The organism is Streptomyces sp. NPDC018947 (assembly GCF_044390505.1).
Classification (GTDB): Bacteria; Actinomycetota; Actinomycetes; order Streptomycetales; family Streptomycetaceae; genus Streptomyces.
On the sequence record NZ_JBIRZD010000001.1, the window covers coordinates 731,014 to 753,818 of the forward strand.

General features: G+C 73.7%; 19 protein-coding genes. 4 read left to right on the top strand and 15 right to left on the bottom strand.

The annotated features are described in order from the left end of the window. Positions 1-4: 4 nt before the first annotated feature. The 4 genes from ACH499_RS03315 to ACH499_RS03330 form a co-directional block, all read right to left on the bottom strand. Positions 5-910 (bottom strand): ribonuclease Z, encoded by a 906-nt coding sequence (locus ACH499_RS03315; RefSeq protein WP_399013536.1) that lies wholly within the window; start codon positions 908-910, stop codon positions 5-7. A gap of 16 nt (positions 911-926) precedes the next feature. After that, on the bottom strand, positions 927-1,280 hold the full coding sequence (locus tag ACH499_RS03320) for a histidine triad nucleotide-binding protein (RefSeq protein WP_356196852.1): 354 nt from the start codon (positions 1,278-1,280) through the stop codon (positions 927-929). A 213-nt stretch (positions 1,281-1,493) separates the two neighbouring features. Continuing rightward, positions 1,494-4,640: a S41 family peptidase gene (locus tag ACH499_RS03325; protein ID WP_399013811.1), complete on the bottom strand. Its 3,147-nt coding sequence runs from the start codon at positions 4,638-4,640 to the stop codon at positions 1,494-1,496. Between the two features lie 147 nt (positions 4,641-4,787). After that, positions 4,788-5,321 (bottom strand): hypothetical protein, encoded by a 534-nt coding sequence (locus ACH499_RS03330; protein WP_356197435.1) that lies wholly within the window; start codon positions 5,319-5,321, stop codon positions 4,788-4,790. Between the two features lie 71 nt (positions 5,322-5,392). Between ACH499_RS03330 and ACH499_RS03335 the strand changes: the two genes are divergently transcribed. Continuing rightward, entirely contained in the window at positions 5,393-5,749 is a 357-nt protein-coding gene (locus ACH499_RS03335; protein ID WP_399013538.1) for a hypothetical protein, read from the top strand. A 9-nt stretch (positions 5,750-5,758) separates the two neighbouring features. Here the strand turns inward: ACH499_RS03335 and ACH499_RS03340 are convergent, their stop codons facing one another. The 4 genes from ACH499_RS03340 to hrcA all read right to left on the bottom strand — a co-directional run bounded on the left by ACH499_RS03340 (position 5,759) and on the right by hrcA (position 9,860). Continuing rightward, complete coding sequence (locus ACH499_RS03340; protein WP_399013540.1) at positions 5,759-6,508, bottom strand: 16S rRNA (uracil(1498)-N(3))-methyltransferase; 750 nt, start codon at positions 6,506-6,508, stop codon at positions 5,759-5,761. Further along, positions 6,505-7,590, bottom strand: coding sequence for a nitronate monooxygenase (locus ACH499_RS03345; RefSeq protein ID WP_356196844.1), 1,086 nt, complete (start codon positions 7,588-7,590; stop codon positions 6,505-6,507). Before ACH499_RS03345 ends, ACH499_RS03340 begins: the two co-directional genes overlap by 4 nt. 113 nt (positions 7,591-7,703) lie before the next feature. Then, the gene (gene dnaJ / locus ACH499_RS03350) at positions 7,704-8,843 is read right to left on the bottom strand and encodes a molecular chaperone DnaJ (RefSeq protein WP_356196842.1); all 1,140 of its coding nucleotides are present in this window, start codon (positions 8,841-8,843) and stop codon (positions 7,704-7,706) included. Continuing rightward, positions 8,844-9,860, bottom strand: coding sequence for a heat-inducible transcriptional repressor HrcA (hrcA, locus tag ACH499_RS03355; RefSeq protein WP_356196838.1), 1,017 nt, complete (start codon positions 9,858-9,860; stop codon positions 8,844-8,846). A 161-nt stretch (positions 9,861-10,021) separates the two neighbouring features. On the opposite strand from hrcA, the gene ACH499_RS03360 reads away from it, so the two are divergent. Both ACH499_RS03360 and ACH499_RS03365 read left to right on the top strand, forming a co-directional pair. Beyond that, positions 10,022-10,747: an MBL fold metallo-hydrolase gene (locus ACH499_RS03360; RefSeq protein WP_399013544.1), complete on the top strand. Its 726-nt coding sequence runs from the start codon at positions 10,022-10,024 to the stop codon at positions 10,745-10,747. Between the two features lie 34 nt (positions 10,748-10,781). Beyond that, positions 10,782-11,594 (top strand): DUF3097 domain-containing protein, encoded by an 813-nt coding sequence (locus tag ACH499_RS03365; protein ID WP_399013545.1) that lies wholly within the window; start codon positions 10,782-10,784, stop codon positions 11,592-11,594. 93 nt (positions 11,595-11,687) lie between these two features. On the opposite strand, the gene hemW is transcribed toward ACH499_RS03365, so the two are convergent. From hemW to lepA, 4 genes are all read right to left on the bottom strand, one after another. Next, complete coding sequence (gene hemW, locus ACH499_RS03370; RefSeq protein WP_399013547.1) at positions 11,688-12,920, bottom strand: radical SAM family heme chaperone HemW; 1,233 nt, start codon at positions 12,918-12,920, stop codon at positions 11,688-11,690. 52 nt (positions 12,921-12,972) lie between these two features. Further along, a complete protein-coding gene (locus ACH499_RS03375) occupies positions 12,973-15,147 on the bottom strand; it encodes a SpoIIE family protein phosphatase (RefSeq protein WP_399013548.1) in 2,175 nt (724 codons plus the stop codon). A 195-nt stretch (positions 15,148-15,342) separates the two neighbouring features. Further along, positions 15,343-17,220 carry an AMP-dependent synthetase/ligase gene (locus ACH499_RS03380; protein WP_399013550.1) on the bottom strand — a complete coding sequence of 626 codons (1,878 nt, stop codon included), beginning with the start codon at positions 17,218-17,220 and terminating at the stop codon, positions 15,343-15,345. A gap of 326 nt (positions 17,221-17,546) precedes the next feature. Further along, entirely contained in the window at positions 17,547-19,415 is a 1,869-nt protein-coding gene (lepA, locus tag ACH499_RS03385) for a translation elongation factor 4 (RefSeq protein ID WP_356196824.1), read from the bottom strand. A gap of 251 nt (positions 19,416-19,666) precedes the next feature. Between lepA and rpsT the strand changes: the two genes are divergently transcribed. After that, positions 19,667-19,933, top strand: coding sequence for a 30S ribosomal protein S20 (gene rpsT, locus ACH499_RS03390; RefSeq protein ID WP_019326438.1), 267 nt, complete (start codon positions 19,667-19,669; stop codon positions 19,931-19,933). Between the two features lie 489 nt (positions 19,934-20,422). On the opposite strand, the gene holA is transcribed toward rpsT, so the two are convergent. The 3 genes from holA to ACH499_RS03405 form a co-directional block, all read right to left on the bottom strand. Continuing rightward, positions 20,423-21,412 carry a DNA polymerase III subunit delta gene (gene holA / locus ACH499_RS03395; RefSeq protein WP_399013552.1) on the bottom strand — a complete coding sequence of 330 codons (990 nt, stop codon included), beginning with the start codon at positions 21,410-21,412 and terminating at the stop codon, positions 20,423-20,425. Positions 21,413-21,521: 109 nt separating this feature from the next. Beyond that, on the bottom strand, positions 21,522-21,767 hold the full coding sequence (locus ACH499_RS03400) for a hypothetical protein (protein ID WP_399013554.1): 246 nt from the start codon (positions 21,765-21,767) through the stop codon (positions 21,522-21,524). 42 nt (positions 21,768-21,809) lie between these two features. Continuing rightward, a complete protein-coding gene (locus ACH499_RS03405; RefSeq protein WP_399013555.1) occupies positions 21,810-22,691 on the bottom strand; it encodes a YceI family protein in 882 nt (293 codons plus the stop codon). Between the last annotated feature and the right edge of the window lie 114 nt (positions 22,692-22,805).

Sequence of the window (22,805 nt, forward strand, 5' to 3'; positions counted from 1 at the left end):
CGTCTCAGCGGCGCTTCGGAACCGGCACCCTCAGGAGGTCCCGGGCCACGGTCAGCTCCCCCTCGTAGCCGGCCGCCCTCGCCTGCCGCTCGAACTCCTCGGGGTCCGCGTAGCGCTGGCTGAAGTGGGTCAGCACGAGATGGCGTACGCCCGCCTCCCGCGCGGCCCGCGCGGCCTGGCCGGCGGTCAGGTGGCCGTGGTCGGCGGCGAGCGTGGCGTCCTCGTCCAGGAACGTGGACTCGATGACCAGCATGTCGCAGTCCTCGGCCAGTTCGCGCACCCCCGCGCACATCCGGGTGTCCATGACGAACGCGAACCGCTGGCCCCGGCGCACCTCGCTGACCTCGTCCAGTCGGACCCCGCCGAGGGAGCCCTCGCGCTGGATGCGGCCGACGTCGGGGCCCGTGATGCCGTGCGCGGCCAGGCGCTCGGGCAGCATGCGGCGGCCGTCGGGCTCGGTGAGCCGGTAGCCGTACGACTCGACGGGGTGCGAGAGGCGCCGGGCCTCCAGCGTGTAGGCGGGGGTGACCGCCAGGGGGCCGTCCGCGTCGACCGGCGCCTCGGTGATCCCGACCGTCTCGCGGTAGGCGGTGGCGTACCGCAGACGGTCGAAGAAGCGCTGCCCCGAGCGGGGGTAGTGCGCGGTGACCGGGTGCGGGACCTGGTCGAGGTTGATGCGCTGGATCACTCCGGCGAGGCCGAGGCTGTGGTCGCCGTGGAAGTGCGTGACGCAGATCCGGTCGAGGTCGTGGGCGGCGACCCCGGCGCGCAGCATCTGGCGCTGCGTGCCCTCGCCGGGGTCGAACAGGATGCCCTCGCCGTCCCAGCGCAGCAGATAGCCGTTGTGGTTGCGGTGCCGGGTCGGGACCTGGCTGGCGGTGCCGAGGACGACCAGTTCGCGTACGGACACGGTGTCTTCGCCCGGTCTATCCGGGGGGCCACTCGAGGCCGCGGCCGCCGAGGACGTGGGCGTGGGTGTGCCACACGGTCTGGCCGGCGCCGGTGCCGGTGTTGAAGACGATGCGGTAGCTGTCGAGCTGCTCCTCGTCGGCGACGGCCTGGGTCTCGCGCAGCACGTCCGCGGCGAGTTCCGGGGCGGCGGCGGCGAGGGCGGCGGCGTCGCGGTAGTGGGCCTTGGGGACCACCAGGACGTGGGTGGGCGCCTGGGGGTTTATGTCGCGGAAGGCGACGGTCGTGTCCGTCTCGCGGACGATCGTCGCGGGGATGCGGCCTGCGACGATCTTGCAGAACAGGCAGTCGTCCTGTGGCTCGCCGGGCATGGGGCGGCTCCTTACGGTGGTGATCTTCTGGGGGCATCGTAGCGAGGCCGTGCGGGGCCGGGGCGGTGTCGGGCGGGCTTGCCGGCGCCCGGGGGTGCTGGGCGTTTCGGTGGCCGTCGGGTGGGTGCGCCCGCCGGCACCGGCAGGGTGCCTCCCCGCTCTCGGCTCCTCGAGCGGGGAGGCGTCACTGCCCGCAGCCAGGCGGCCGCGCGGCTAGGACGGGAGCGCGGGCGGGGTTTTGGCCGGGCTGGTCTCCAGGGCCGCCAGGGCCAGGCGGATGGCCTCGTCCAGTTGGGGGTCCCGGCCGGCCGCGTGGTCCTGGGGGCGGTGGGGGACCTCCACGTCCGGGTCGACGCCGTGGTTCTCCACGCCCCAGCCGAGGCCCTCCAGCCAGAACGCGTACTTGGGCTGGGTGATCAGCGTGCCGTCGACCAGCCGGTAGCGGCTGTCGATGCCGATGACCCCGCCCCAGGTGCGGACGCCGACGACCGGACCGATGCCCAGAGCCCTGATCGCCGCGTTGACGATGTCGCCGTCCGAGCCGGAGAACTCGTTGGCGACGGCGACGACCGGTCCGCGGGGCGCGTCGAGGGGGTAGCTCTGGGCCCTCATGCCGCGCGGCAGGTCCCAGCCGACGATGCGCCGGGCCAGCTTCTCCACGACGAGCTGGGAGGTGTGGCCGCCGCGGTTCTCGCGGACGTCGACGACCAGTCCCTCCCTGGCCACCTCGACGCGCAGGTCCCGGTGGATCTGGGCCCAGCCGGGCGCCTGCATGTCGGGGACGTGCAGGTAGCCGAGCCGGCCGCCGGACTTCTCGTGGACGTGGGCGCGGCGGTCGGCGACCCAGGCGTGGTAGCGCAGCGGCTCCTCGTCGGCGAGGGGGACGACGACGGCGTGCCGCAGGTCTCCGCCGCCGGCCGGGGAGACGGTCAGCTCGACCGGCTTGCCCGCCGTGCCGACGAGCAGCGGGCCGGGCCCGGTGACCGGGTCCACGGACCGTCCGGCGACCGCGACGATCGCGTCCCCGGCGCGCACGGCGACCCCGGGCGCGGCGAGCGGGGAGCGGGCGTCGGGGTCGGAGGTCTCCGAGGGCAGGACACGGTCGACGCGCCAGGCGCCGTCCGGGTGGCGGGAGATGTCCGCGCCGAGCAGGCCCTGCCGGGCACCGCCGCCGTGTCCGCCGCGCGGGGTGACGTAGGCATGCGAGGTGCCCAGTTCGCCGTGCACCTCCCACAGCAGGTCGACCAGGTCGTCGTGGGTGGCGACGCGGTCCAGCACGGGCCGGTAGCGGTCGAGCACGCCGTCCCAGTCGACGCCGTTCATGTCGGGGCGCCAGAAGTTGTCCCGCATGACGCGGCCGGTCTCGTCGTACATCTGGCGCCACTCGGCGGCCGGGTCGACGAGCTGGCGGACCCGGCCCAGGTCGACGGTGATGTTGGTGTCGCTGTCCTCGTCGCCGGAGGCCCGCCGGTCGCTGGGGACGACCTTGAGGCGTCCGTCGGTCCACAGCAGCACCCGCTTGCCGTCGCCGCTGACCTCGAAGTGGTCGGCGTCGGGGGCGAGGTGCTCGACGCGCTGCTGGACGAGGTCGTAGCGCTCCAGCTCGGTGTGCGGGTCGGGGTCCTCGGGATTGGCTCGGGAGGCGCCGAGGACGCCGATGAGCGGGTGGCGCAGCCACAGCACCCCGTCCTTGGCGGCGCGCAGCCCGGAGTAGCGGGCGGCCTCCACCGGGAAGGGCACGATGCGGTCGGCGAGGCCCTCGATGTCGATGCGGGTGGTGGGGGTGCCCTCGCTGTCGGGGGTCTCGTCGCGGTCCGGGGTCTCGAAGGGGCGGCCGTGGCGCTGCGGGCCGAAGGGCGAGGGGGTGGTCGCCGCGAGGGTGATCAGGTAGGGGCGGGCGCCCTCGACGAAGGCCAGGTCGAAGACGTGCTCGTCGTAGACCGGGTCGAAGGAGCGGGTGGAGAGGAAGGCGAGGTGCTTGCCGTCGAGGGTGAAGGCGGGCGCGTAGTCCTTGAAGCGCAGCGGGGTCGCCTCACTGACCGACAGGTCGGTGGTGCTCGCGAGCTTGAGCTGGCGCAGCGGGGACGGACCGGGGTGCGACCAGGCGAGCCAGGCGGAGTCGGGCGAGAAGACGAGGCCGGTGGCGTCTCCGTCCTCGCTGCGGTCGACCTCGCGGACCTCGCCGGTCTCCCGCTCGACGAGCAGGATCCGGCCGTCGTGCGAGGCGACGGCGGCGCGGCTGCCGTCGGGCGCCATGGCGAGGGACAGGACGCGGCCGAGCTGCCCGGCGGCGAGGCGGCGCGGGACGGCACCGGGCACGAGGCCGGTGGCGGGCGCGAACTCCAGCGCGTCGTCGCCCTCGGCGTCCGTCACCCACACCACCCATTCCTCGCCGTCGGCGCGGAAGGCGCGCGGCAGCCGGGCGCGCACGCCGGGCGTCGCCTCCAGGGCGCGGGCCGGTCCCGAGCGGTGGGTGACCCAGTGGACGCCGCCGCGTACGGAGACCGCACTGCCGCGCGCGGTGTGGTCGGGGGACGCGGAGCCGAACCAGCGGGCGGCGTTGACGGGGTAGGGCTGGAGGTCGGTGCGGGAGCCGCCGAGGCGGATGTCCAGGCGGCGCGGTTCGGCGCCGTCGAGGTCGTCCAGCGTCCACAGTTCACCGGCGCTGGAGTAGACGACGCGGGTGCCGTCGGTGGCGGCGTGCCGGGCGTAGAAGCCGCCGAGGGGGGTGTGGCGGCGCAGGTCGGTGCCGTCGGCGAGGGAGGAGTAGAGCGCGCCGGTGCCCTCGTGGTCGGAGAGGAAGGCGATCCGCTCGCCCACCCAGAACGGGTACTCGATGTTGCCGTCGAGGTCGCCGTGCAGCCGTACGAACTCGCCGTCGTCCTCGGCGTCGATCCACAGCTTGCCCGCGGTGCCGCCGCGGTACCGCTTCCACCAGGCCGCCTCGCGGCCCATCGGCGCGGACAGCAGCACGGTGCGCGGGCCGTACGCCACGTCGCCGACGGGGCCGTGGGGCAGGGTGCCGGCGGGTCCGCCGTCGAGCGGGACGGCCCGGGCCGTGCTGCGGCGCAGGCTGGCCTGCCCGTACGCGCTGAGGGCGAGCACCCGTCCGTCGGGGGTCCAGCCGCGCACCTGTGTCTTGAGGTTGCCCCAGTGGGTGAGGCGCCGGGAGGGGCCGCCGTCGACGGGGGCGATGTGCACCTCGGGGGCGCCGTCGCGGGTGGAGGTCCAGGCGACGGTGGTGCCGTCGGGCGAGACGCGCGGGTGGTTCACGGGCACGTTGTCGGCGCTGACCCGCCAGGCGCGGCCGCCGTCGAGCGGGGCGAGCCACACGTCGTCCTCGGCGGTGAAGGCGACCAACTCGCCGTGCGGGTGCGGAAAGCGGAGGTAGGCAGGCGCTGCGGGCTGAGTCACCCCACCACCCTATGCAGGGGCGGGTCCGGCCGACAGAGGTTCCGATCAGTTGCCGCCCCGGCGCGCGGGAGCCCGACGGCGCGCCGGGTGCGGCTACTTGCCCTCCACGGGCCGGCAGTGCGGGTCGCCCGGGCACCAGATGGTGCGGGTGACGGTGACGGTGGGGCCCGGCCGGTCCCGGGCGGGGCCCTCGCCGGGAGGGGGCGTGGTCGCGTCGCAGTCGCCGAGGCCCTTGACGTCGAACCACCGCTTGCCGTCCACCTTCGCGGTGAGATCGCCGCGCACGCAGGCGCCGTTGACGACGCGGGTGACCTTGCCGTCGACGGTGATGTCCGCCCCGCCGTCGGTCTTGCCCTCGCAGTGGACGGAGGCGACGGCGCTCTCGCCGGCCGAGGCGGTGCGGCCGGAGTCGCCGTAGGAGGCGGTGCAGGTCAGCCACCGCACGTCGGCGTCGCGCCGGTCGAGTTCACGGGTCACGGTCTGGTCGGTCGTGTACGCCACGGACGCGGAACTGAGCCCGCCCGGGTCGCAGGCGGCGAGTCCGCCGACGGCGACGACCGCGCTCCCGGCCGCCAGCACCACCCGCCGGCCCCGCGGCCGGTACCGAATCCGCCTCAACGCCCACATGTACGGCAGCCTGCCACCGGTGCGGGGGCTCGCGGTAGGGCGCATACGGCCACTCCGGCTACCGTGGGCGGATGCGCGGCGACCGTCGTACGAGAAGGCTCGTGGTGGACGGGACGGCCGTCCACCTGTGGTCGGTGCGGCACCGGCACAGGACCGACGGGCCCTGCGCGGAGGTGCTCACCCTGCGCCGGGACGGGACGGCGACGCGCCTCGTCTTCCAGGGCGGCGAGGGGCGGTTCGTCCCGGACGGCTTCCCGCACTCGGGCCAGGTGGCCGTCGCAGACGCGGCGCTCAACCTGCACCAGCCCAGTGTCGTACGGGGCTTCGTCGACGAGGCGGCCCGGCGCGGCCTGCTGGACGGGCCCGCGGAGCTGGACGGCTGGGAGCTGTTCCCGGCGGTCGCCGCCGCCCGCGCCGCGGACGGCTGACCCGATCCGTCAGGACCAGCGGCCGGTGCGGGCGAGGAGGACGGCGGCCGCGGCGGTGCCCGCGGTGGAGGTGCGCAGGACGCTGCGTCCCAGCCGGTAGGGCCGCGCACCGGCCTCGGCGAACAGCGCCAACTCCTCCGGGGACACGCCCCCTTCGGGACCGACGACCAGCACGATGTCGCCGGACGCGGGGAGTTCGGCGGCGGCCAGCGGCTCCTCGCCGCTCTCGTGGAGTACGGCGGCGAAGTCCGCGTCGGCCAGAAGTGAGGCAACCCGCTTGCTCGTCGCCGCGTCCGCGACCTCGGGGAAGCGGACCCGGCGGGACTGCTTGCCGGCCTCGCGCGCCGTCGCCCGCCACTTGCCGAGCGCCTTCTGGCCGCGGTCGCCCTTCCACTGCGTGACGCACCGGGAAGCGGCCCACGGCACGATCGCGTCGACGCCGACCTCGGTCATCGTCTCGACGGCCAGCTCGCCGCGGTCGCCCTTGGGCAGAGCCTGGACGACGGTGATGCGGGGCCGCTCCTCGGGCTCCTCGTGGACGCGGTCCAGGCCGGCGACGACCAGGCGGTCCTTGCCCTCGGCGGCCTTCACCGCGCCCTCGGCCCAGCGTCCGCGCCCGTCGGTGAGGACGACGTCCTCGCCGGGCCGCAGCCGCTTCACGGAGACCGCGTGCCGTCCCTCGGGGCCGTCGAGGACGTACTGGCCGCCGGGCAGGTCGCCGGGCAGCAGCGAGTCGACCACGAACACCGGAGCCGTCATCGCTCCGTACCTCCCGTCACGTACCGCGTCAACGCCGCCTGGGCGGACGCGAGTTCGGCCACCAGAACCTCCACCAGCTCACCTGCGGGCAGTTCGCGGGCCATCCGGTGGCCCTGTCCCGCCCACAGCGCCACGCCCTGGGCGTCCCCCGCCTTCGCCGCCGCCTTGCGCAGCGGCGCCGTGAGGTGGTGCACCTCCGGGTAGGCGGCGGGGGCGTAGGGGCCGTGCTCGCGCAGGAACCGGTTGACCAGGCCGCGGGCGGGGCGGCCGGAGAAGGCGCGGGTCAGTTCGGTGCGGACGAACAGCGGGTTGGTCAGCGCCTGCTTGTGCAGGGCGTGCGCCCCGGACTCGGGGGTGGCGAGGAAGGCGGTGCCGAGCTGGGCCGCGCCGGCACCGGCGGCGAGCACGGCGGCGACCTGACCACCGCGCATGATGCCGCCGGCGGCGACGACGGGCAGGCTCACCGCCTCCCGGACCTGGGCGACCAGCGACAGCACCCCGATCCCGGCGGCGTCGGTCTCCGGCTGGTCGCGGTGGGTGCCCTGGTGGCCGCCGGCCTCGACGCCCTGCGCGATCACCGCGTCGGCGCCGGCCCGCTCGACGGCCCGGGCCTCCTCGGGGGTGGTCGCCGTGACCAGCACGAAGGTGCCCACGCGGTGCAGGGAGTCCACGGCCTCGCGGCTCGGGACGCCGAAGTGGAACGAGACCACGGGCACCGGGTCGTCCAGCAGCACGGCGAGCTTGGTGTCGTAGCCGTCGTCCCGTCCGCAGTCGGGGTCGCCCAGCTCGGTCTCGTACCAGGCGGCCTCACCGGCGAGCTGCTCGGCGTAGACGCCGACGGCGGAGGGGTCGGCGGTCTCCGGCTGCGGCATGAAGAGGTTGACGCCGAAGGGGCGGGAGGTCAGCCCCCGCACCTGCTTGATCTCCTGGTACATCCCGTCCGCGGTCTTGTACCCGGCGGCCAGGAAGCCCAGCCCTCCCGCCTCGCAGACCGCGGCGGCGAGCTGCGGCACGGAGACGCCGCCCGCCATGGGAGCCTGCACGATCGGGTAGGGGAAGAGATCGGTCAGCGCGGAGGACATGACCGCATGGTGTCACGTCCTTCGGACGAGTCCGAATCCGGGCTTCCGTCGGCATACGCCAGGAGCATCCGCATCCCGCGGGCCCGGGGGACGGCCCCGGGCCCCGGCACCCGTCAGCGCCCGTTGAACGCGTCCTTCAGTCGGGAGAACAGGCCCTGCTGGCCCGGCTGGAACTGGCCCTGGGGCCGTTCCTCGCCGCGCAGCTTGGCCAGCTCGCGCAGCACGCGTTCCTGGTCGGGGTCGAGCTTGGTGGGGGTGGTGACCTCGACGTGGACGATGAGGTCGCCCCGGCCGCCGCCGCGCAGATGCGTGACGCCCCGGCCGTGCAGCGGGATCGACTGGCCTGACTGCGTGCCCGGGCGGATGTCGACCTCCTCCATGCCGTCGAGGGTCTCCAGCGGCACCTTCGTGCCGAGGGCCGCCGCCGTCATCGGGATGGTGACCGTGCAGTGCAGGTCGTCGCCGCGGCGCTGGAACGTCGGGTGCGGCAGCTCGTGGATCTCCACGTACAGGTCGCCGGCGGGGCCGCCGCCGGGGCCGACCTCGCCCTCGCCCGCGAGCTGGATCCGGGTGCCGTTGTCGACACCGGCCGGGATCTTGACGGTCAGGGTGCGCCGGGAGCGGACCCGGCCGTCGCCCGCGCACTCCGGGCACGGGGTCGGCACGACCGTGCCGAAGCCCTGGCACTGGGGGCAGGGGCGCGAGGTCATGACCTGGCCCAGGAAGGACCGGGTGACCTGCGACACCTCACCGCGGCCGCGGCACATGTCGCACGTCTGGGCGGAGGTGCCCGGGGCCGCGCCCTCGCCGTTGCAGGTGTTGCAGACGACGGCCGTGTCGACCTGGATGTCCTTGGTCGTGCCGAACGCGGCCTCGTCCAGTTCGACCTCGATGCGGATCATGGCGTCCTGGCCCCGGCGGGTGCGCGAGCGCGGTCCGCGCTGCGACGCCGTGCCGAAGAAGGCGTCCATGATGTCCGAGAAGTTCCCGAAGCCGCCCGCGCCGAAGCCTCCGGCACCGCCGGCACCGCCGGCCTGGGACAGCGGGTCGCCGCCGAGGTCGTAGACCTGCTTCTTCTGCGGGTCCGACAGCACCTCGTAGGCGGCGTTGATCTCCTTGAACCGCTCCTGGGTCTTCGGATCGGGGTTGACGTCCGGGTGCAGCTCGCGCGCGAGCCTCCGGAACGCCTTCTTGATCTCGTCCTGGGAGGCGTCGCGGCGCACGCCGAGTACGGCGTAGTAGTCCGTGGCCACCTACGACTCCGCCAGGATCTGTCCGACGTACCGTGCCACTGCGCGTACCGCTCCCATCGTTCCCGGGTAGTCCATGCGGGTCGGACCGACCACGCCGAGCTTGGCAACCGCCTCGCCGCCCGAACCGTAGCCCACCGACACGACGGACGTGGAGTTGAGTCCTTCGTGGGCGTTCTCATGACCGATACGGACGGTCACGCCCGGATCCTTCGCCTCGCCGAGCAGCTTGAGGAGCACGACCTGCTCCTCCAGCGCCTCCAGGACGGGCCGGATCGTGAGGGGGAAGTCGTGCCCGAAGCGGGTGAGATTGGCGGTGCCGCCGATCATCAGCCGCTCCTCGTTCTCCTCGACCAGCGTCTCCAGGAGAGTGGAGAGCACGGTGGAGACCGTACCGCGGTCCTCGGCCTCGAAGGCCTCGGGCAGGTCCTCGACCAGGCTCGGCACGTCCGCGAACCGGCGGCCCGCGACCCGGCTGTTGAGCCGTGCCCGCAGGTCCGCGAGCGACGTCTCGCCGAACGGCGCCGGGCAGTCGACCATCCGCTGCTCGACCCGCCCGGTGTCCGTGATCAGCACGAGCATCAGGCGCGCGGGCGCGAGGGAGAGCAACTCCACGTGCCGCACGGTCGAGCGGGTCAGCGAGGGGTACTGCACGACGGCGACCTGCCGGGTGAGCTGCGCGAGCAGCCGCACCGTGCGGGCCACCACGTCGTCGAGGTCGACGGCGCCCTCCAGGAAGTTCTGGATGGCGCGCCGCTCGGGCGCGGTCATCGGCTTGACGCCGGCCAGCTTGTCGACGAACAGCCGGTAGCCCTTGTCGGTCGGGATGCGCCCGGCGCTGGTGTGCGGCTGGGCGATGAAGCCCTCGTCCTCCAGGGCCGCCATGTCGTTGCGCACGGTGGCCGGGGAGACGCCGAGGTTGTGCCGCTCGGTGAGGGCCTTGGAGCCGACGGGCTCCTCGGTGCCGACGTAGTCCTGGACGATCGCGCGCAGCACCTTCAGCCTGCGTTCACTGAGCATCGCGCACACCTCCAGAAGTCGTCCGCCCGGTGTTCTCCCTGGCACTCACCGTGTACGAGTGCCAGACTTCCCCGGCCCAGTGTACGGCCGTCGGGTACGCCCCCGGCAAGGCCGGGGCACCGCCGCGTGCCCGGGGGCCGTACGGCGCTAGCGTCCCGGTCATGACGACGACTTGGGAAGAGCTGGGCTGGGAGCGACTGGCGGCCGGGGTGGGCCGGTGCCGCCTGCCGGTGTGGGACTGCACGGCGGGGCTGATCGCCGGCACCGACGCGGCGCTGGTGGTGGACGCGGGGTCGAGCCTCGGCGAGGGCGCGCGGCTGCGCGGCGCGGCGCAGGCGCTCGCCGGGCGCCGTGTGACGCATCTCGCGCTGACCCACGCGCACTTCGACCACGTGCTCGGGGCGGCGGCGTTCGCGGGCGCGGAGGTGTTCGGCGCGGCGGGGGCGGCCGCGGTGCTCGCGGAGGGCCGGGAGGAGCTGCGGGCGGACGCGGTGGCTCACGGTCTGGACGCGGGGGCGGCCGAGGAGGCGGCCGGCGCCCCGGTCGCCGTCCACCACGAGGTGCGCGGCGAGCGGACGCTCGACTTGGGCGGCGGCAGGCACGCGGTGCTGGCCGACGTGGGTCCCGGACACACGGGGCACGACCTCGCGGTGCTGGTGCCGGGCGAGGTGACCGTCGTCTTCTGCGGGGACCTGGTCGAGGAGTCCGGCGAACCGCAGGCGGGCCCCGACGCGGTGCCGTCGCGCTGGCCCGCCGCCCTGGACCGGCTGCTCGGCCTCGGCGGCGAGGACGCGCTGTACGTGCCCGGTCACGGAGCGGTGGTGGACGCCGCGTTCGTCAGGGCCCAACGGGACGCCCTGGCCGCCCGGTTCGGCGTGTCGCGGTGATCACCGCGGGGGCGTTCCTCGTATCGTCGGCAGAATGCGCCAGTACTCCGCCGACCTGACCCCTCCGTGGAAGAAACCGCAGCCGGTGCCCGAGGTCCCGGCCGAACCGGGCCTGGTGGTCGAGGAGCCCGGCACCGGGTTCTGCGGCGCCGTGATCCGCTGCGAGGCGGGCACGGTCACGCTGGAGGACCGCTTCGGCAAGCACCGGGTCTTCCCGCTGGAGCCGCGGGGCTTCCTGCTGGAGGGCCGCGCGGTGACCCTGGTCAGGCCGGCCGCGGGCCCGCTGCGGCCCACCCGCACGGCGTCCGGCTCGGTCGCCGTCCCCGGCGCACGCGCGCGCGTCGCCCGCGCCGGCCGTATCTACGTCGAGGGCCGGCACGACGCCGAACTGGTCGAGAAGGTCTGGGGCGACGACCTGCGCGTCGAGGGCGTGGTCGTGGAGTACCTGGAGGGTGTGGACGACCTGCCGTCGATCGTCTCCGACTTCGCGCCGGGCCCGGACGCGCGGCTGGGTGTCCTGGTGGACCACCTGGTGCCGGGGTCGAAGGAGTGGCGCATCGCGGAGGCGGTGACGAGCGAGCACGCGCTCGTGGTGGGGCACCCGTACATCGACGTCTGGGAGGCGGTGAAACCGTCGTCCCTGGGCATCGACGCCTGGCCGCGGGTCCCGCACGGCCAGGACTGGAAGACGGGGGTGTGCCGCGCGCTGGGATGGCCGACGGAGAACACCGGCGCGGTGTGGCAGGCGATCCTGGCCCGGGTCCACTCGTACAAGGACCTCCGGCCGGAGCTGCTGGGGCGGGTCGAGGAGCTGATCGACTTCGTGACGGCCCCGCCGGGCGCGTAGCCGCGGGCGGTCGTGGCACAGGGCGGCACGGTGGGCGCGGCGGTCCCGCGACGGGCCGCGCACCTCGCCCCGCGTCGGCCCGCACGCCGGGCGTCAGTCCACCAGGTCCCGCACCACCGCGTCCGCCAGCAACCGCCCCCGCAGGGTCAGCACGGCCCGCCCCTCCCCGTACGGCCCGTCCTGCAGCAGCCCCTCGGACAGCGCCCGGCGCGAGGCGGCGAGGCCCTCCTCGCGGAGCAGGGACAGCGGCACCCCCTCCCGCAGCCGCAGCTCCAGCAGGATCCGCTCCACCCGCCGGTCCTCCTTGGTCAGGACCTCGCGCCCGGCCCCCGGCGACCTCCCCGCCGCCAGCGCCGCCGCGTACGCGCCGGGATGCTTCACGTTCCACCACCGCACCCCGCCCACGTGCGAGTGGGCGCCCGGCCCCGCGCCCCACCAGTCGGCGCCCCGCCAGTACAGCTCGTTGTGCAGGCAGCGCCCCGCCTCGGAGGTCGCCCAGTTCGACACCTCGTACCAGTCGAAGCCCGCCGCGGACAGCGTCTCCTCGGCGATCAGGTACCGGTCGGCGTGCACGTCGTCGTCGGTCATCGGGACCTCGCCGCGCCGGACCCGCCGGGCGAGCTGCGTCCCCTCCTCCACGATCAGCGCGTACGCCGAGACGTGGTCGGGTCCGGCGCCGAGCGCGGCGTCGAGGGAGGCGCGCCAGTCGTCGTCGGACTCGCCGGGGGTCCCGTAGATCAGGTCGAGGTTGACGTGCTCGAACCCGGCCGCGCGGGCCTCGGCGACGCACGCCTCGGGGCGCCCGGGGGTGTGGGTGCGGTCGAGGACCTTCAGGACGTGCTGCCGGGCGCTCTGCATGCCGAAGGAGATCCGGTTGAAGCCGCCCTCCCGCAGCGTGGCCAGGTACGCGGGGTCGACCGACTCCGGGTTGGCCTCCGTCGTCACCTCCGCGTCCGCCGCAAGGCCGAACTCGTCCCGGACCGCGCGCAGCATCCGCACCAGGTCGCCGGCGTCCAGCAGGGTGGGCGTGCCGCCGCCGACGAAGACCGTGCGGACCTCACGGGGGTCGTCGCCGAGGACCTCGCGGGCGAGGCGGACCTCGTCGGCGAGCGTCTCGGCGTAGTTGTCGCGGGAGGCGAGCACGCCGCCGGTGCCGCGCAGCTCGGTCGCGGTGTAGGTGTTGAAGTCGCAGTAGCCGCAGCGGGTGGCGCAGTACGGGACGTGCAGGTAGAAGCCGAGGGGGCGGTCAGCGGCCCCGGCGAGCGCGGACGCGGGCAGCGCGCCGTCGGCGGGGACGGGCTCGCCGTCGGGGAGTGCGGAGGGCATGCGTTCCATTGTCCCGTACGCCCGGCGTTTCCCGGCCCGCGCGCCCGGAGCGCTACTCGGCCTGGAGCACCATCAGCGCGAGGTCGTCCTCCGGCGGCCGGGGACCGAACTCGTGGACCAGCCGCCGGATGCGCTCGGCGACCAGTCCGGCGTCCAGCCCCGCGCACCCGGCGAGCGCTGCGGCGAGCCCGTCGCCGTCGTCGAACTGGCGGGAGCCGCTGCGCCGCTCGGTGACGCCGTCGGTGACGCACAGCAGGGTGTCGCCGGACCGCAGCTCGAAGGTCTCGCTCGTGTACGTCGCGTCCTCGACGACCCCGAGCAGGGTCTGCGGCTGCGCGACCGCGCCGACGGTGCCGTCCGGGGACAGCAGCAGCGGCAGCGGGTGGCCGGCGGAGGCGAGGGTGCAGCGGACGACGCCGTCGCCGACGGGGACGAGTTCGCCGTAGAGCAGGGAGAGGAAGCGGGTCTGCGGTCCGTCGCCCGGGGCAACCGGTCGGCCGCCGACGGCGACCAGGGCGCGGGCGGCGGCGTCCGCGGCCTCGGTGGCGTCGTCGAGGAGGAGCTGGTTGAGGCGGTCGAGGACGTCGGGGACGCCGTATCCCTCGCGGGCCAGCAGCCGCAGCCAGGGCCGGGCGAGCCCGATGACGACGGCGGCCTCGGGGCCCTTGCCCTGGACATCGCCGACGGTGAAGCACCAGCGGCCGTCGCCGGCCGGGAAGAGGTCGTAGAAGTCGCCGCTGGGGCCGCCCTTGTCGCAGGGTTCGTAGACGAGGGCGCTGCGCACTCCGGGGATCTCGGCGACGGCGCCGGGCAGCAGGCCGCGCTGGAGGACGGCGCTGATGGTGGCCTGGCGGGCGTACTGGCGGGCGGCGCCCACGGCGAGCGCCACCCGGCGGCTGAGGTCCTCGACCAGACCGCTGATCTCCTCGGGGAAGGCCGGGACGCCGGCCCGTCCGATGACGAGGGTGCCGAGCGGCCGGCCGCCGGCGACCAGGCGGTAGGCGAGCGCGGCGCCGTGCTCGGCGTGCGGGCCGAGCGCGTCGCCCGGCCAGGGGTGGGAGACGGGCCCCGAGCGCCACGGGTCGCGCGCGCGGGGCGGGTCCTTCTCCAGGGCCGTCCGCAGTTCGTCGACGCGGCTCTCGCAGGCGTGCCAGACGCGGGCCAGCCGCGCTCCGAGGGAGGCTCCGGGGTCGTCGCCCCAGGCTCCGCCCCGGCCCAGGGACTCGTCCTCCAGCCACACGGCGCACCAGTCGGCGAGCCGGGGCACGACGAGCTGGCCGGTGAGGGAGGCGACCAGTTCCTCGTCGAGCTGTCCGGCCAGCAGGTCGGAGGCCTCGGCCAGGAAGGACAGGGCGCCGCGGCCCAGCCAGTCCCGGTCGCGGACGCCACGCCGGCCGGGCTCCTGCGCGCCGTCCCCCCAGTCCGGCCACTGCGGGCCGTCGCCCCCGTCGGGTCCGTCCGCACACGCGCCGTGCGCCGGGACGGCCGGGGTGTGCGCGGCGTCCGGGTGCGCCGTGCCCGACGGGACGACGGGAGTGCCGGCCCCGTCCGGGCGCATGGTCCCCGCCGGGGCGGGGGTGCCCGCCGCGTCCGGGCGCGCGGTCCCCGCCGGGGCGGCCGGAGCGTCCGGTGCTTCCGCCGCGGGGCCCGGCAGGGCGGGCGGGAGGCCGTGCCGGACGGAGCCGCGTTCCCCGGCGTGCGCCTCGATCCGCTCGTCGTCCTCGCCGCCCGCCGCGGGCAGCCGCGCCCACACCGTCTTCGCGCCCGGCCGGTAGGTGATGCCCCAGGCCTCCGAGAGGGAGGCGACGAGACGCAGGCCGCGTCCGTACTCGGGGATCTCGTGCGGCGTGACGGGCTCGCCGCCCCTCGGCGCGCGGGAGGGGCGGTGGTCGGTGACCTCCACGACGAGCGTGCCGCTCTCCTCCAGGCGGCAGGTCACCTCGACGTCGGTGCCGGCGTGCACGACGGCGTTGGTGACCAGCTCGCTGACGACCACCAGCGCGTCGGCGGCGAGGTGGCCGGTGAGCTGCCGGGAGCCGGGCAGGCCGAGCTCCGCCCAGTCGGCGAGCGCGGCGCGGACCATCGCGCGGGCGGCGCCCGGCGCCAGGGAGCTGCCGAGCAGGACCACGTGCGCCCGCGCGCACTCCGGGGCCGTCACCCCGGCGGCGGGCGCGGGCGCGCCGATGGCGCAGGAGACGGTTTCCCGTTGCGTCGGAATGGCACCCATGGACGGCTCCCCGGGCAGGTCGTGCGATGGCTCGCAGTCGTTGCCGACAGAGTGGCAGACCGAGACCAGCCATAAGCACCGAGTTACCGAAGTGAGCCGCCCCGGAGGAGATCCGCGCCAGGCACATGCTCGAACACGGCCACGGAACGGACATGTTCGAGCATGTGCCGTGCACATTGCGTCCCCGAGGGGGCGCTACGCCTCGCGCGCCCCCTCGTACATCTCCTCGATCAGATGCTTGTACTCGCGCTCCACCACCGGCCGCTTCAGCTTCAGGCTCGGGGTGATCTCGCCGTGCTCGACGTCGAGGTCGCGGGGCAGCAGGCGGAACTTCTTGATGGTCTGCCAGCGCTGGAGACCCTCGTTGAGCTGCTTGACGTAGCCGTCGACCAGCTCGACGGTCGCGGGCGCCGCGACGACCTCCGCGTACGTCCTGCCCTCCAGGCCGTTCTCCTTGGCCCAGTCCATGATCGCCACCTCGTCGAGCGCGATGAGCGCCGTGCAGAAGTTCCGGTCGGCGCCGTGGACCAGGATGTTGGAGACGTACGGGCAGACCGCCTTGAACTGGCCCTCGACCTCGGCGGGCGCGATGTACTTGCCGCCGGAGGTCTTGATGAGGTCCTTCTTGCGGTCGGTGATGCGCAGGTAGCCGTCGGGCGAGAGCTCGCCGATGTCGCCGGTGTGGAACCAGCCGTCGGACTCCAGCACCTCGGCGGTCTTCTCGGGCAGCTTGTGGTAGCCCTCCATGATGCCGGGGCCGCGCAGCAGGATCTCGCCGTCGTCGGCGATGCGGACCTCGGTACCGGGCAGCGGCTTGCCGACGGTGCCGGTGCGGTAGGCCTCGCCGGGGTTCACGAAGGACGCGGCGGAGGACTCGGTGAGGCCGTAGCCCTCCAGGATGTGGATGCCGGCGCCGGCGAAGAAGTAGCCGATCTCGGGCGCGAGGGCGGCCGAGCCCGAGACGCAGGCGCGCAGCCGGCCGCCGAAGGCCTCGCGGATCTTGGCGTAGACGAGCTTGTCGGCGACGCCGTGCTTCGCGGTCAGGCCGAAGGGGGCGCTCGCGGTGCCGGTGCGCCGGAAGTTGTCCTGGGTGACCTTGGCGTACTCGCGGGCGACGCCGGCCGCCCACTGGAAGATCTTGTACTTGGCCCCGCCTCCCGCGCGGGCCTTGGCGGCGACGCCGTTGTAGACCTTCTCGAAGATGCGCGGCACGGCCGCCATGTAGGTCGGCTGGACGACCGGCAGATTCTCGATGATCTTGTCGACGCGGCCGTCGACGGCGGTGACGTGGCCGGCCTCGATCTGGCCGGAGGTCAGCACCTTGCCGAAGACGTGCGCGAGCGGCAGCCACAGGTACTGCACGTCGTCCTTGGTGACCAGGCCGGTCGCGGCGATCGCCTTCGCCATGTACGACCAGTTGTCGTGCGGCAGGCGCACGCCCTTGGGTCGTCCGGTGGTGCCGGAGGTGTAGATGAGGGTGGCGAGCTGGTCCTTGGTGAGCGCGCCGACCCGCTCCTTGATGAGCTGGGGTTCCGCCTCCAGACGTGCCGCGCCCCGGCGCTCCAGCTCGTCGAGGGTGAGGATCCAGTCCTCGCCGGTGTCGGCGCCGCTCGCGTCGATCACCACCACGTGGGTGAGGTCGGGCAGCTCGGCCCGCTTCCGGCGGGCCTTGGCGAGCTGGGCTGCGTCCTCGGCGATGAGCACCCGGCTCTCGGAGTCGGACAGGATGTACGCCGACTCCTCGGCGTTGGTCTGCGGGTAGACCGTGGTCGTCGCGGCCCCGGCGCACATGATGCCGAGGTCGGCCAGGATCCACTCGATGCGCGTGGAGGAGGCCAGCGCCACGCGCTGCTCCGGCTCGACGCCCAGCTCGATCAGGCCGGCCGCGATGGCGTAGACCCGCTCGGCGGCCTGCGCCCAGGTGAGCGACTTCCAGTCGTCCGGGCCCTCACCGGAGGCCGGCGGCACCGGGTAGCGGTACGCCTCGGCGTCCGGCGTGGCCGCCACCCGCTCCAGGAAGAGTCCCGCCACGGAAGGGGGACGGTTCTCGATCAGTGTCTGTGTGTCGCTCACGACATCCTCCGGGCCCGCGACGGTGCGGCTGGCTCAGTGCGGCTGGTTTCACTCTCGGGCGGTTGTTCAGATGCTTGTACTGATGATCAGGCTGCTGCCCGGCCGCCGCTCGGGCTGGTGCGCCCGGCGCCTTCCGGGCCGTTGTTTAACTCACGAGTAACTAGGGGGCAGGCATCAGAGTAGAGGGCGACCGGCCCGCGCGTAAGTCTCCGCGCCCCGCCACTTCCTCCGCGGACCGCCCGTGACATGCGGAAGGGCCCGGCGCGCTTTCGCACGACGGGCCCTTCCTGGTCCGGTTTGCCCGGACCGGGCGCGACGGTCCGCGGTTACTTCTTGGCCTTGCCCGACCCCGCGCTGTCGTCACTGGACAGGACGGCGATGAAGGCTTCCTGCGGGACCTCCACGGAACCCACCATCTTCATCCGCTTCTTGCCTTCCTTCTGCTTCTCCAGCAGCTTCCGCTTGCGGGAGATGTCACCGCCGTAGCACTTGGCGAGGACGTCCTTGCGGATGGCGCGGATGGTCTCGCGGGCGATCACGCGGGAGCCGATGGCGGCCTGGACGGGCACCTCGAAGGCCTGCCGCGGGATCAGCTCCTTGAGCTTGGCGACGAGCCGCACGCCGTACGCGTACGCCTGGTCCTTGTGGGTGATCGCCGAGAAGGCGTCCACCTTGTCGCCGTGCAGCAGGATGTCGACCTTGACCAGGCTGGAGGTCTGCTCGCCGGTGGGCTCGTAGTCCAGGGAGGCGTAGCCGCGCGTCTTCGACTTGAGCTGGTCGAAGAAGTCGAAGACGATCTCCGCGAGCGGCAGGGTGTAGCGGATCTCCACCCGGTCCTCGGAGAGGTAGTCCATGCCGAGCAGGGTGCCGCGCCGGGTCTGGCACAGCTCCATGATCGCGCCGATGAACTCGGTCGGCGCGAGGATCGTGGCGCGCACGACCGGCTCGTACACCTCGTTGATCTTGCCTTCGGGGAACTCGCTCGGGTTGGTGACGACGTGCTCGCCGCCGTCCTCCATGACCACCCGGTAGACCACGTTCGGCGCCGTGGCGATCAGGTCGAGCCCGAACTCGCGCTCCAGGCGCTCGCGGATCACGTCGAGGTGCAGCAGGCCCAGGAAGCCGACGCGGAAGCCGAAGCCGAGGGCCGCGGACGTCTCCGGCTCGTAGACCAGGGCGGCGTCGTTGAGCTGGAGCTTGTCGAGGGCCTCGCGCAGCAGCGGGTAGTCGGAGCCGTCCAGCGGATACAGGCCGGAGAAGACCATCGGCCGCGGGTCCTTGTACCCGCCGAGCGCCTCCTCGGCGCCCTTGTGCTGGGTGGTGACGGTGTCGCCGACCTTGGACTGGCGGACGTCCTTCACGCCGGTGATCAGGTAGCCCACCTCGCCGACGCCGAGGCCGTCGGCGGCGAGCATCTCGGGCGAGTTGGTGCCGATCTCCAGCAGCTCGTGCGTGGCGCCCGTGGACATCATCCGGATGCGCTCGCGCTTGTTGAGCTGGCCGTCGATGACACGGACGTAGGTGACGACGCCCCGGTACGAGTCGTAGACCGAGTCGAAGATCATCGCGCGGGCGGGGGCGTCCTTCACGCCCACCGGCGCGGGGATCTCGGCGACGACCTTGTCCAGCAGCGCGTCGACGCCGAGCCCGGTCTTGGCGGAGACCTTGAGCACGTCGGAGGGGTCGCAGCCGACCAGGTTGGCGAGCTCCTCGGCGAACTTCTCGGGCTGCGCGGCCGGCAGGTCGATCTTGTTCAGCACGGGGATGATCGTGAGGTCGTTCTCCATCGCCAGGTACAGGTTGGCGAGGGTCTGCGCCTCGATGCCCTGGGCGGCGTCGACGAGGAGGATCGTGCCCTCGCACGCGGCCAGCGACCGCGACACCTCATAGGTGAAGTCGACGTGCCCCGGGGTGTCGATCATGTTGAGGATGTGCGTGTTGCCCTTGTCGTGGGTGGGGGCCCACGGCAGACGCACCGCCTGGGACTTGATCGTGATGCCGCGCTCGCGCTCGATGTCCATGCGGTCGAGGTACTGGGCGCGCATCTGCCGCTGCTCGACCACGCCGGTGAGCTGGAGCATCCGGTCGGCGAGCGTGGACTTGCCGTGGTCGATGTGCGCGATGATGCAGAAATTGCGGATCAGAGCCGGGTCGGTACGGCTCGGCTCGGGCACATGGCTAGGGATCGCGGGCACGCAGGGTCCTGATTCTTGAGGCGTCCGCAGTGTCTGCGGTCTCGGGTCGGATCGATACGTAGCCTCCATGGTCCCACGGGCGGGGACCATGGAGGGGTTTGGGAGGGGTTGGGGACGGGTTTGGGCCCGTCAACGGGCCGCTGGTAGTGTGGGTGGCTGTGTCTCATGCCCTCTCAGCGCGAGGCACTCCTCAAGAAATCACCGGCCCGGGACCCGTGCGGCCCCGTGCCTGAACCTGAAAAGGCTCATTCGTGGCGAACATCAAGTCCCAGATCAAGCGGAACAAGACCAACGAGAAGGCCCGGCTGCGCAACAAGGCCGTCAAGTCCTCTCTGAAGACCGCGATCCGCAAGGCTCGTGAGGCCGCTGCCGCGGGCGACGTCGAGAAGGCCACCGAGTACCAGCGCGTCGCCGCGCGTCAGCTCGACAAGGCCGTCTCCAAGGGCGTCATCCACAAGAACCAGGCCGCCAACAAGAAGTCGGCGCTGGCGCAGAAGGTCGGCGCTCTCAAGGGCTGAACCCCTTATCTGGTCTGATCGCCGGGAGGAACCAGGGCGGGCCCTCTCTCATCCGCCCCCGACCGGCACCCCGGATCCATGCGCGGCCTGCGTTCGCCACGCGGGCATGGATCCCCGAGCTTGATCCGAAGGCCCCGGTGCCCGTCCTCCCCAGGACGGGTGCCGGGGCCTTCGGCATGGGCGGGTCCCGGGGGCGGGGCGGGCGGGGTTCGCCACGGGCGGCTGCGCGGTCCTGCGCGGGGCGAGGCGGACGCCGGGCCGTGGCGGTGGCCGGCTTCACGGCGGGGCGGGTCCGGGGTGGGGCGCGGTAGTGACCTGGGCTGGGCTCGGGCGGCTTCCCGGCTCGGTCACTTGCGGGCGTGGCCCGCTTCGGGACCGGTCGGCTTCGGGCTCGGCCCGCTTCCCGGCTCGGTGGCCGTCCGGGACCGGCGCGCGTCCGGCTCGGCCCGCTTCGGGACCGGTCGGCTTCGGGGGTGCGCCGCCGCTGACCTACGCCCGTCCCCGTGAACGCGCCGCCCTGGCGATGGTCACCACGGCCTTCTCCAGCGCGTACTCCGGGTCGTCGCCGCCGCCCTTGACGCCGGCGTCCGCCTCGGCGACGGCGCGCAGGGCGACGGAGACGCCGTCGGGTGTCCAGCCGCGCATCTGCTGCCGGACACGGTCGATCTTCCACGGCGGCATACCGAGCTCGCGGGCGAGATCGGCGGGGCGTCCACCCCGGGCGGACGACAGCTTGCCGATGGCCCGGACGCCCTGCGCCAGGGCGCTGGTGATCAGTACGGGGGCCACCCCGGTCGCCAGCGACCAGCGCAGCGCCTCCAGCGCCTCGGCCGCCCGTCCCTCGACCGCCCGGTCGGCGACCGTGAAACTGGAGGCCTCGGCGCGCCCGGTGTAGTACCGCCCGACGACCGCCTCGTCGATCGTCCCCTCGACGTCCGCGACGAGCTGGGTCACCGCCGACGCCAGCTCGCGCAGGTCGCTGCCGATGGCGTCGACCAGCGCCTGGCACGCCTCGGGGGTGGCCGACCGCCCGGCGGTGCGGAACTCGCCCCGTACGAACGCCAGCCGGTCCGCGGGCTTGGTCATCTTCGGGCACGCCACCTCACGGGCCCCCGCCTTGCGCGCGGCGTCCAGCAGGCCCTTGCCCTTGGCGCCGCCCGCGTGCAGCAGGACGAGGGTGATCTCCTCGGCGGGTGCTCCCAGGTACGCCTTGACGTCCTTGACCGTGTCGGCGGACAGGTCCTGCGCATTGCGTACGACGACGACCTTGCGCTCCGCGAAGAGCGAGGGGCTGGTCAGCTCGGCGAGCGTGCCGGGCTGGAGCTGGTCCGGGGTCAGGTCGCGTACGTCCGTGTCGGCGTCGGCGGCCTTCGCGGCGGCCACCACCTCCCGCACGGCACGGTCGAGCAGGAGGTCCTCCTGGCCCACGGCGAGGGTCACCGGGGCGAGAGGGTCGTCATTCGCAGTCTTCCTGGCCATCGCGTCAAGCATCGCACGGGCCACTGACAACGAATGCCGCCCCGCCGCCCGCACGACGGGACCCACGGATCCGGCGGCCGGGCGGGCCGCGCGGCGGTGGAACGAGCGGCTACGGCTCCTCGCGCCAGCCGTCCCACTCGCGCGCGAACTCGTCGAGCGCGCCGGCGTCCAGCCGTTCGTCCTCGTCCCGGACGACGACCAGCCACTGGGCGTCCTCGGCGTCGTCCTCGCCGGCCAGGGCGTCCCGGACGAGCCGCGGCTCCTCGTCGAGCCCGAACCGCTCCCCGAGCGCCTGGGCCGCCTCTTCCGCGGCGTCGCGGTCGGGCAGCACCAGCACATGTCTCACATCGCTCACGCGCCCCATTGTCGGCCACCGCCCGGACGGCGAACCGCCAGGTCAGCCCTTCCGCACGATCTGGACGTCGAGGTCGATGCGGATGCTGGGGCCGACCACGGCGATACCGCGCGCCAGCATCGTCTGCCAGCTCACCGTGAAGTCGTCGCGGTGCAACTCGGTGGTGGCGCGGCAGGCCGCGCGGACCTCGCCCTCCATGCCGTTGCCGAGGCCGAGGTACTCGGTGTCCAGCGTGACCGTGCGCGTCACGCCGTGCAGCGACAGGGCGTCGGTGACGGCCCACCGGTTGCCGCCGCGGTGCGTGAACCGGTCGCTGTAGAACTCCAGGGTCGGATACCGCTCGACGTCCAGGAAGTCCGCGGACCGCAGATGGTCGTCGCGCATCCTCACGTTGGTGTCGATGGACGCCGCGTCGATCACCACGTGCATCGCCGACCGCTCCATGTCGTCCGCGATGCGCACGGCTCCGGCGAAGGAGTTGAACCGGCCGTGGATCCGGGCCAGGCCGATGTGCCGCGCGGTGAACGCGATCGAGGAGTGCGCGGGCTCGATCTCCCAGTCGCCCGGCGCCGGCAGCTCCGGGGGCGGGGCCACCTGGAGCGTCACGTCACCGAGCGAGGCGAGGGAGTCCTCGAGGACGGTCGCGGAGGCGCGGTAGGGGGTGTAGCCCTCGGCGGACACCGCCAGGCGGTACTCCCCCGCCGGCACCGTCGCCACGAACGACCCGAAGGGGTCCGTGCCGCCGCCGACCACCTTGCGCCCCATGGCGTCGCTGACGGTGAACTCGGCCCGCGGCACCGGCTCGCTGACCGGGTCGAGCACCCGGCAGCTCAGCACCCCCGCACGGGGCGGGGTCCGCACCGCCGCCAGAGGACCCGTCCGTTGCATCCGCTTCGTTCGGCTTTCCAGCCAGCGGCCGATCATCTGCGACACCCTCTGTGCGAAGTGAAACACTCTTAAACGACATCGCATTCGATCACCGATGGGGCTTTCGAGGCAACACGGGGTCAGATCACGGGAAACCGGCGCATGTGCCGG

Coding starts and splice junctions, on each gene's coding strand:
- ACH499_RS03365 (WP_399013545.1), top strand. CDS start 10,782: ATGCGCCAGTACTCCGCCGACCTGACCCCTCCGTGGAAGAAACCGCAG.
- hemW (WP_399013547.1), bottom strand. CDS start 12,920: ATGCCCTCCGCACTCCCCGACGGCGAGCCCGTCCCCGCCGACGGCGCG.
- ACH499_RS03330 (WP_356197435.1), bottom strand. CDS start 5,321: ATGTGGGCGTTGAGGCGGATTCGGTACCGGCCGCGGGGCCGGCGGGTG.
- ACH499_RS03375 (WP_399013548.1), bottom strand. CDS start 15,147: ATGGGTGCCATTCCGACGCAACGGGAAACCGTCTCCTGCGCCATCGGC.
- hrcA (WP_356196838.1), bottom strand. CDS start 9,860: ATGCTCAGTGAACGCAGGCTGAAGGTGCTGCGCGCGATCGTCCAGGAC.
- holA (WP_399013552.1), bottom strand. CDS start 21,412: ATGGCCAGGAAGACTGCGAATGACGACCCTCTCGCCCCGGTGACCCTC.
- ACH499_RS03340 (WP_399013540.1), bottom strand. CDS start 6,508: ATGACGGCTCCGGTGTTCGTGGTCGACTCGCTGCTGCCCGGCGACCTG.
- ACH499_RS03345 (WP_356196844.1), bottom strand. CDS start 7,590: ATGTCCTCCGCGCTGACCGATCTCTTCCCCTACCCGATCGTGCAGGCT.
- ACH499_RS03360 (WP_399013544.1), top strand. CDS start 10,022: ATGACGACGACTTGGGAAGAGCTGGGCTGGGAGCGACTGGCGGCCGGG.
- ACH499_RS03335 (WP_399013538.1), top strand. CDS start 5,393: ATGCGCGGCGACCGTCGTACGAGAAGGCTCGTGGTGGACGGGACGGCC.
- ACH499_RS03320 (WP_356196852.1), bottom strand. CDS start 1,280: ATGCCCGGCGAGCCACAGGACGACTGCCTGTTCTGCAAGATCGTCGCA.
- ACH499_RS03405 (WP_399013555.1), bottom strand. CDS start 22,691: ATGATCGGCCGCTGGCTGGAAAGCCGAACGAAGCGGATGCAACGGACG.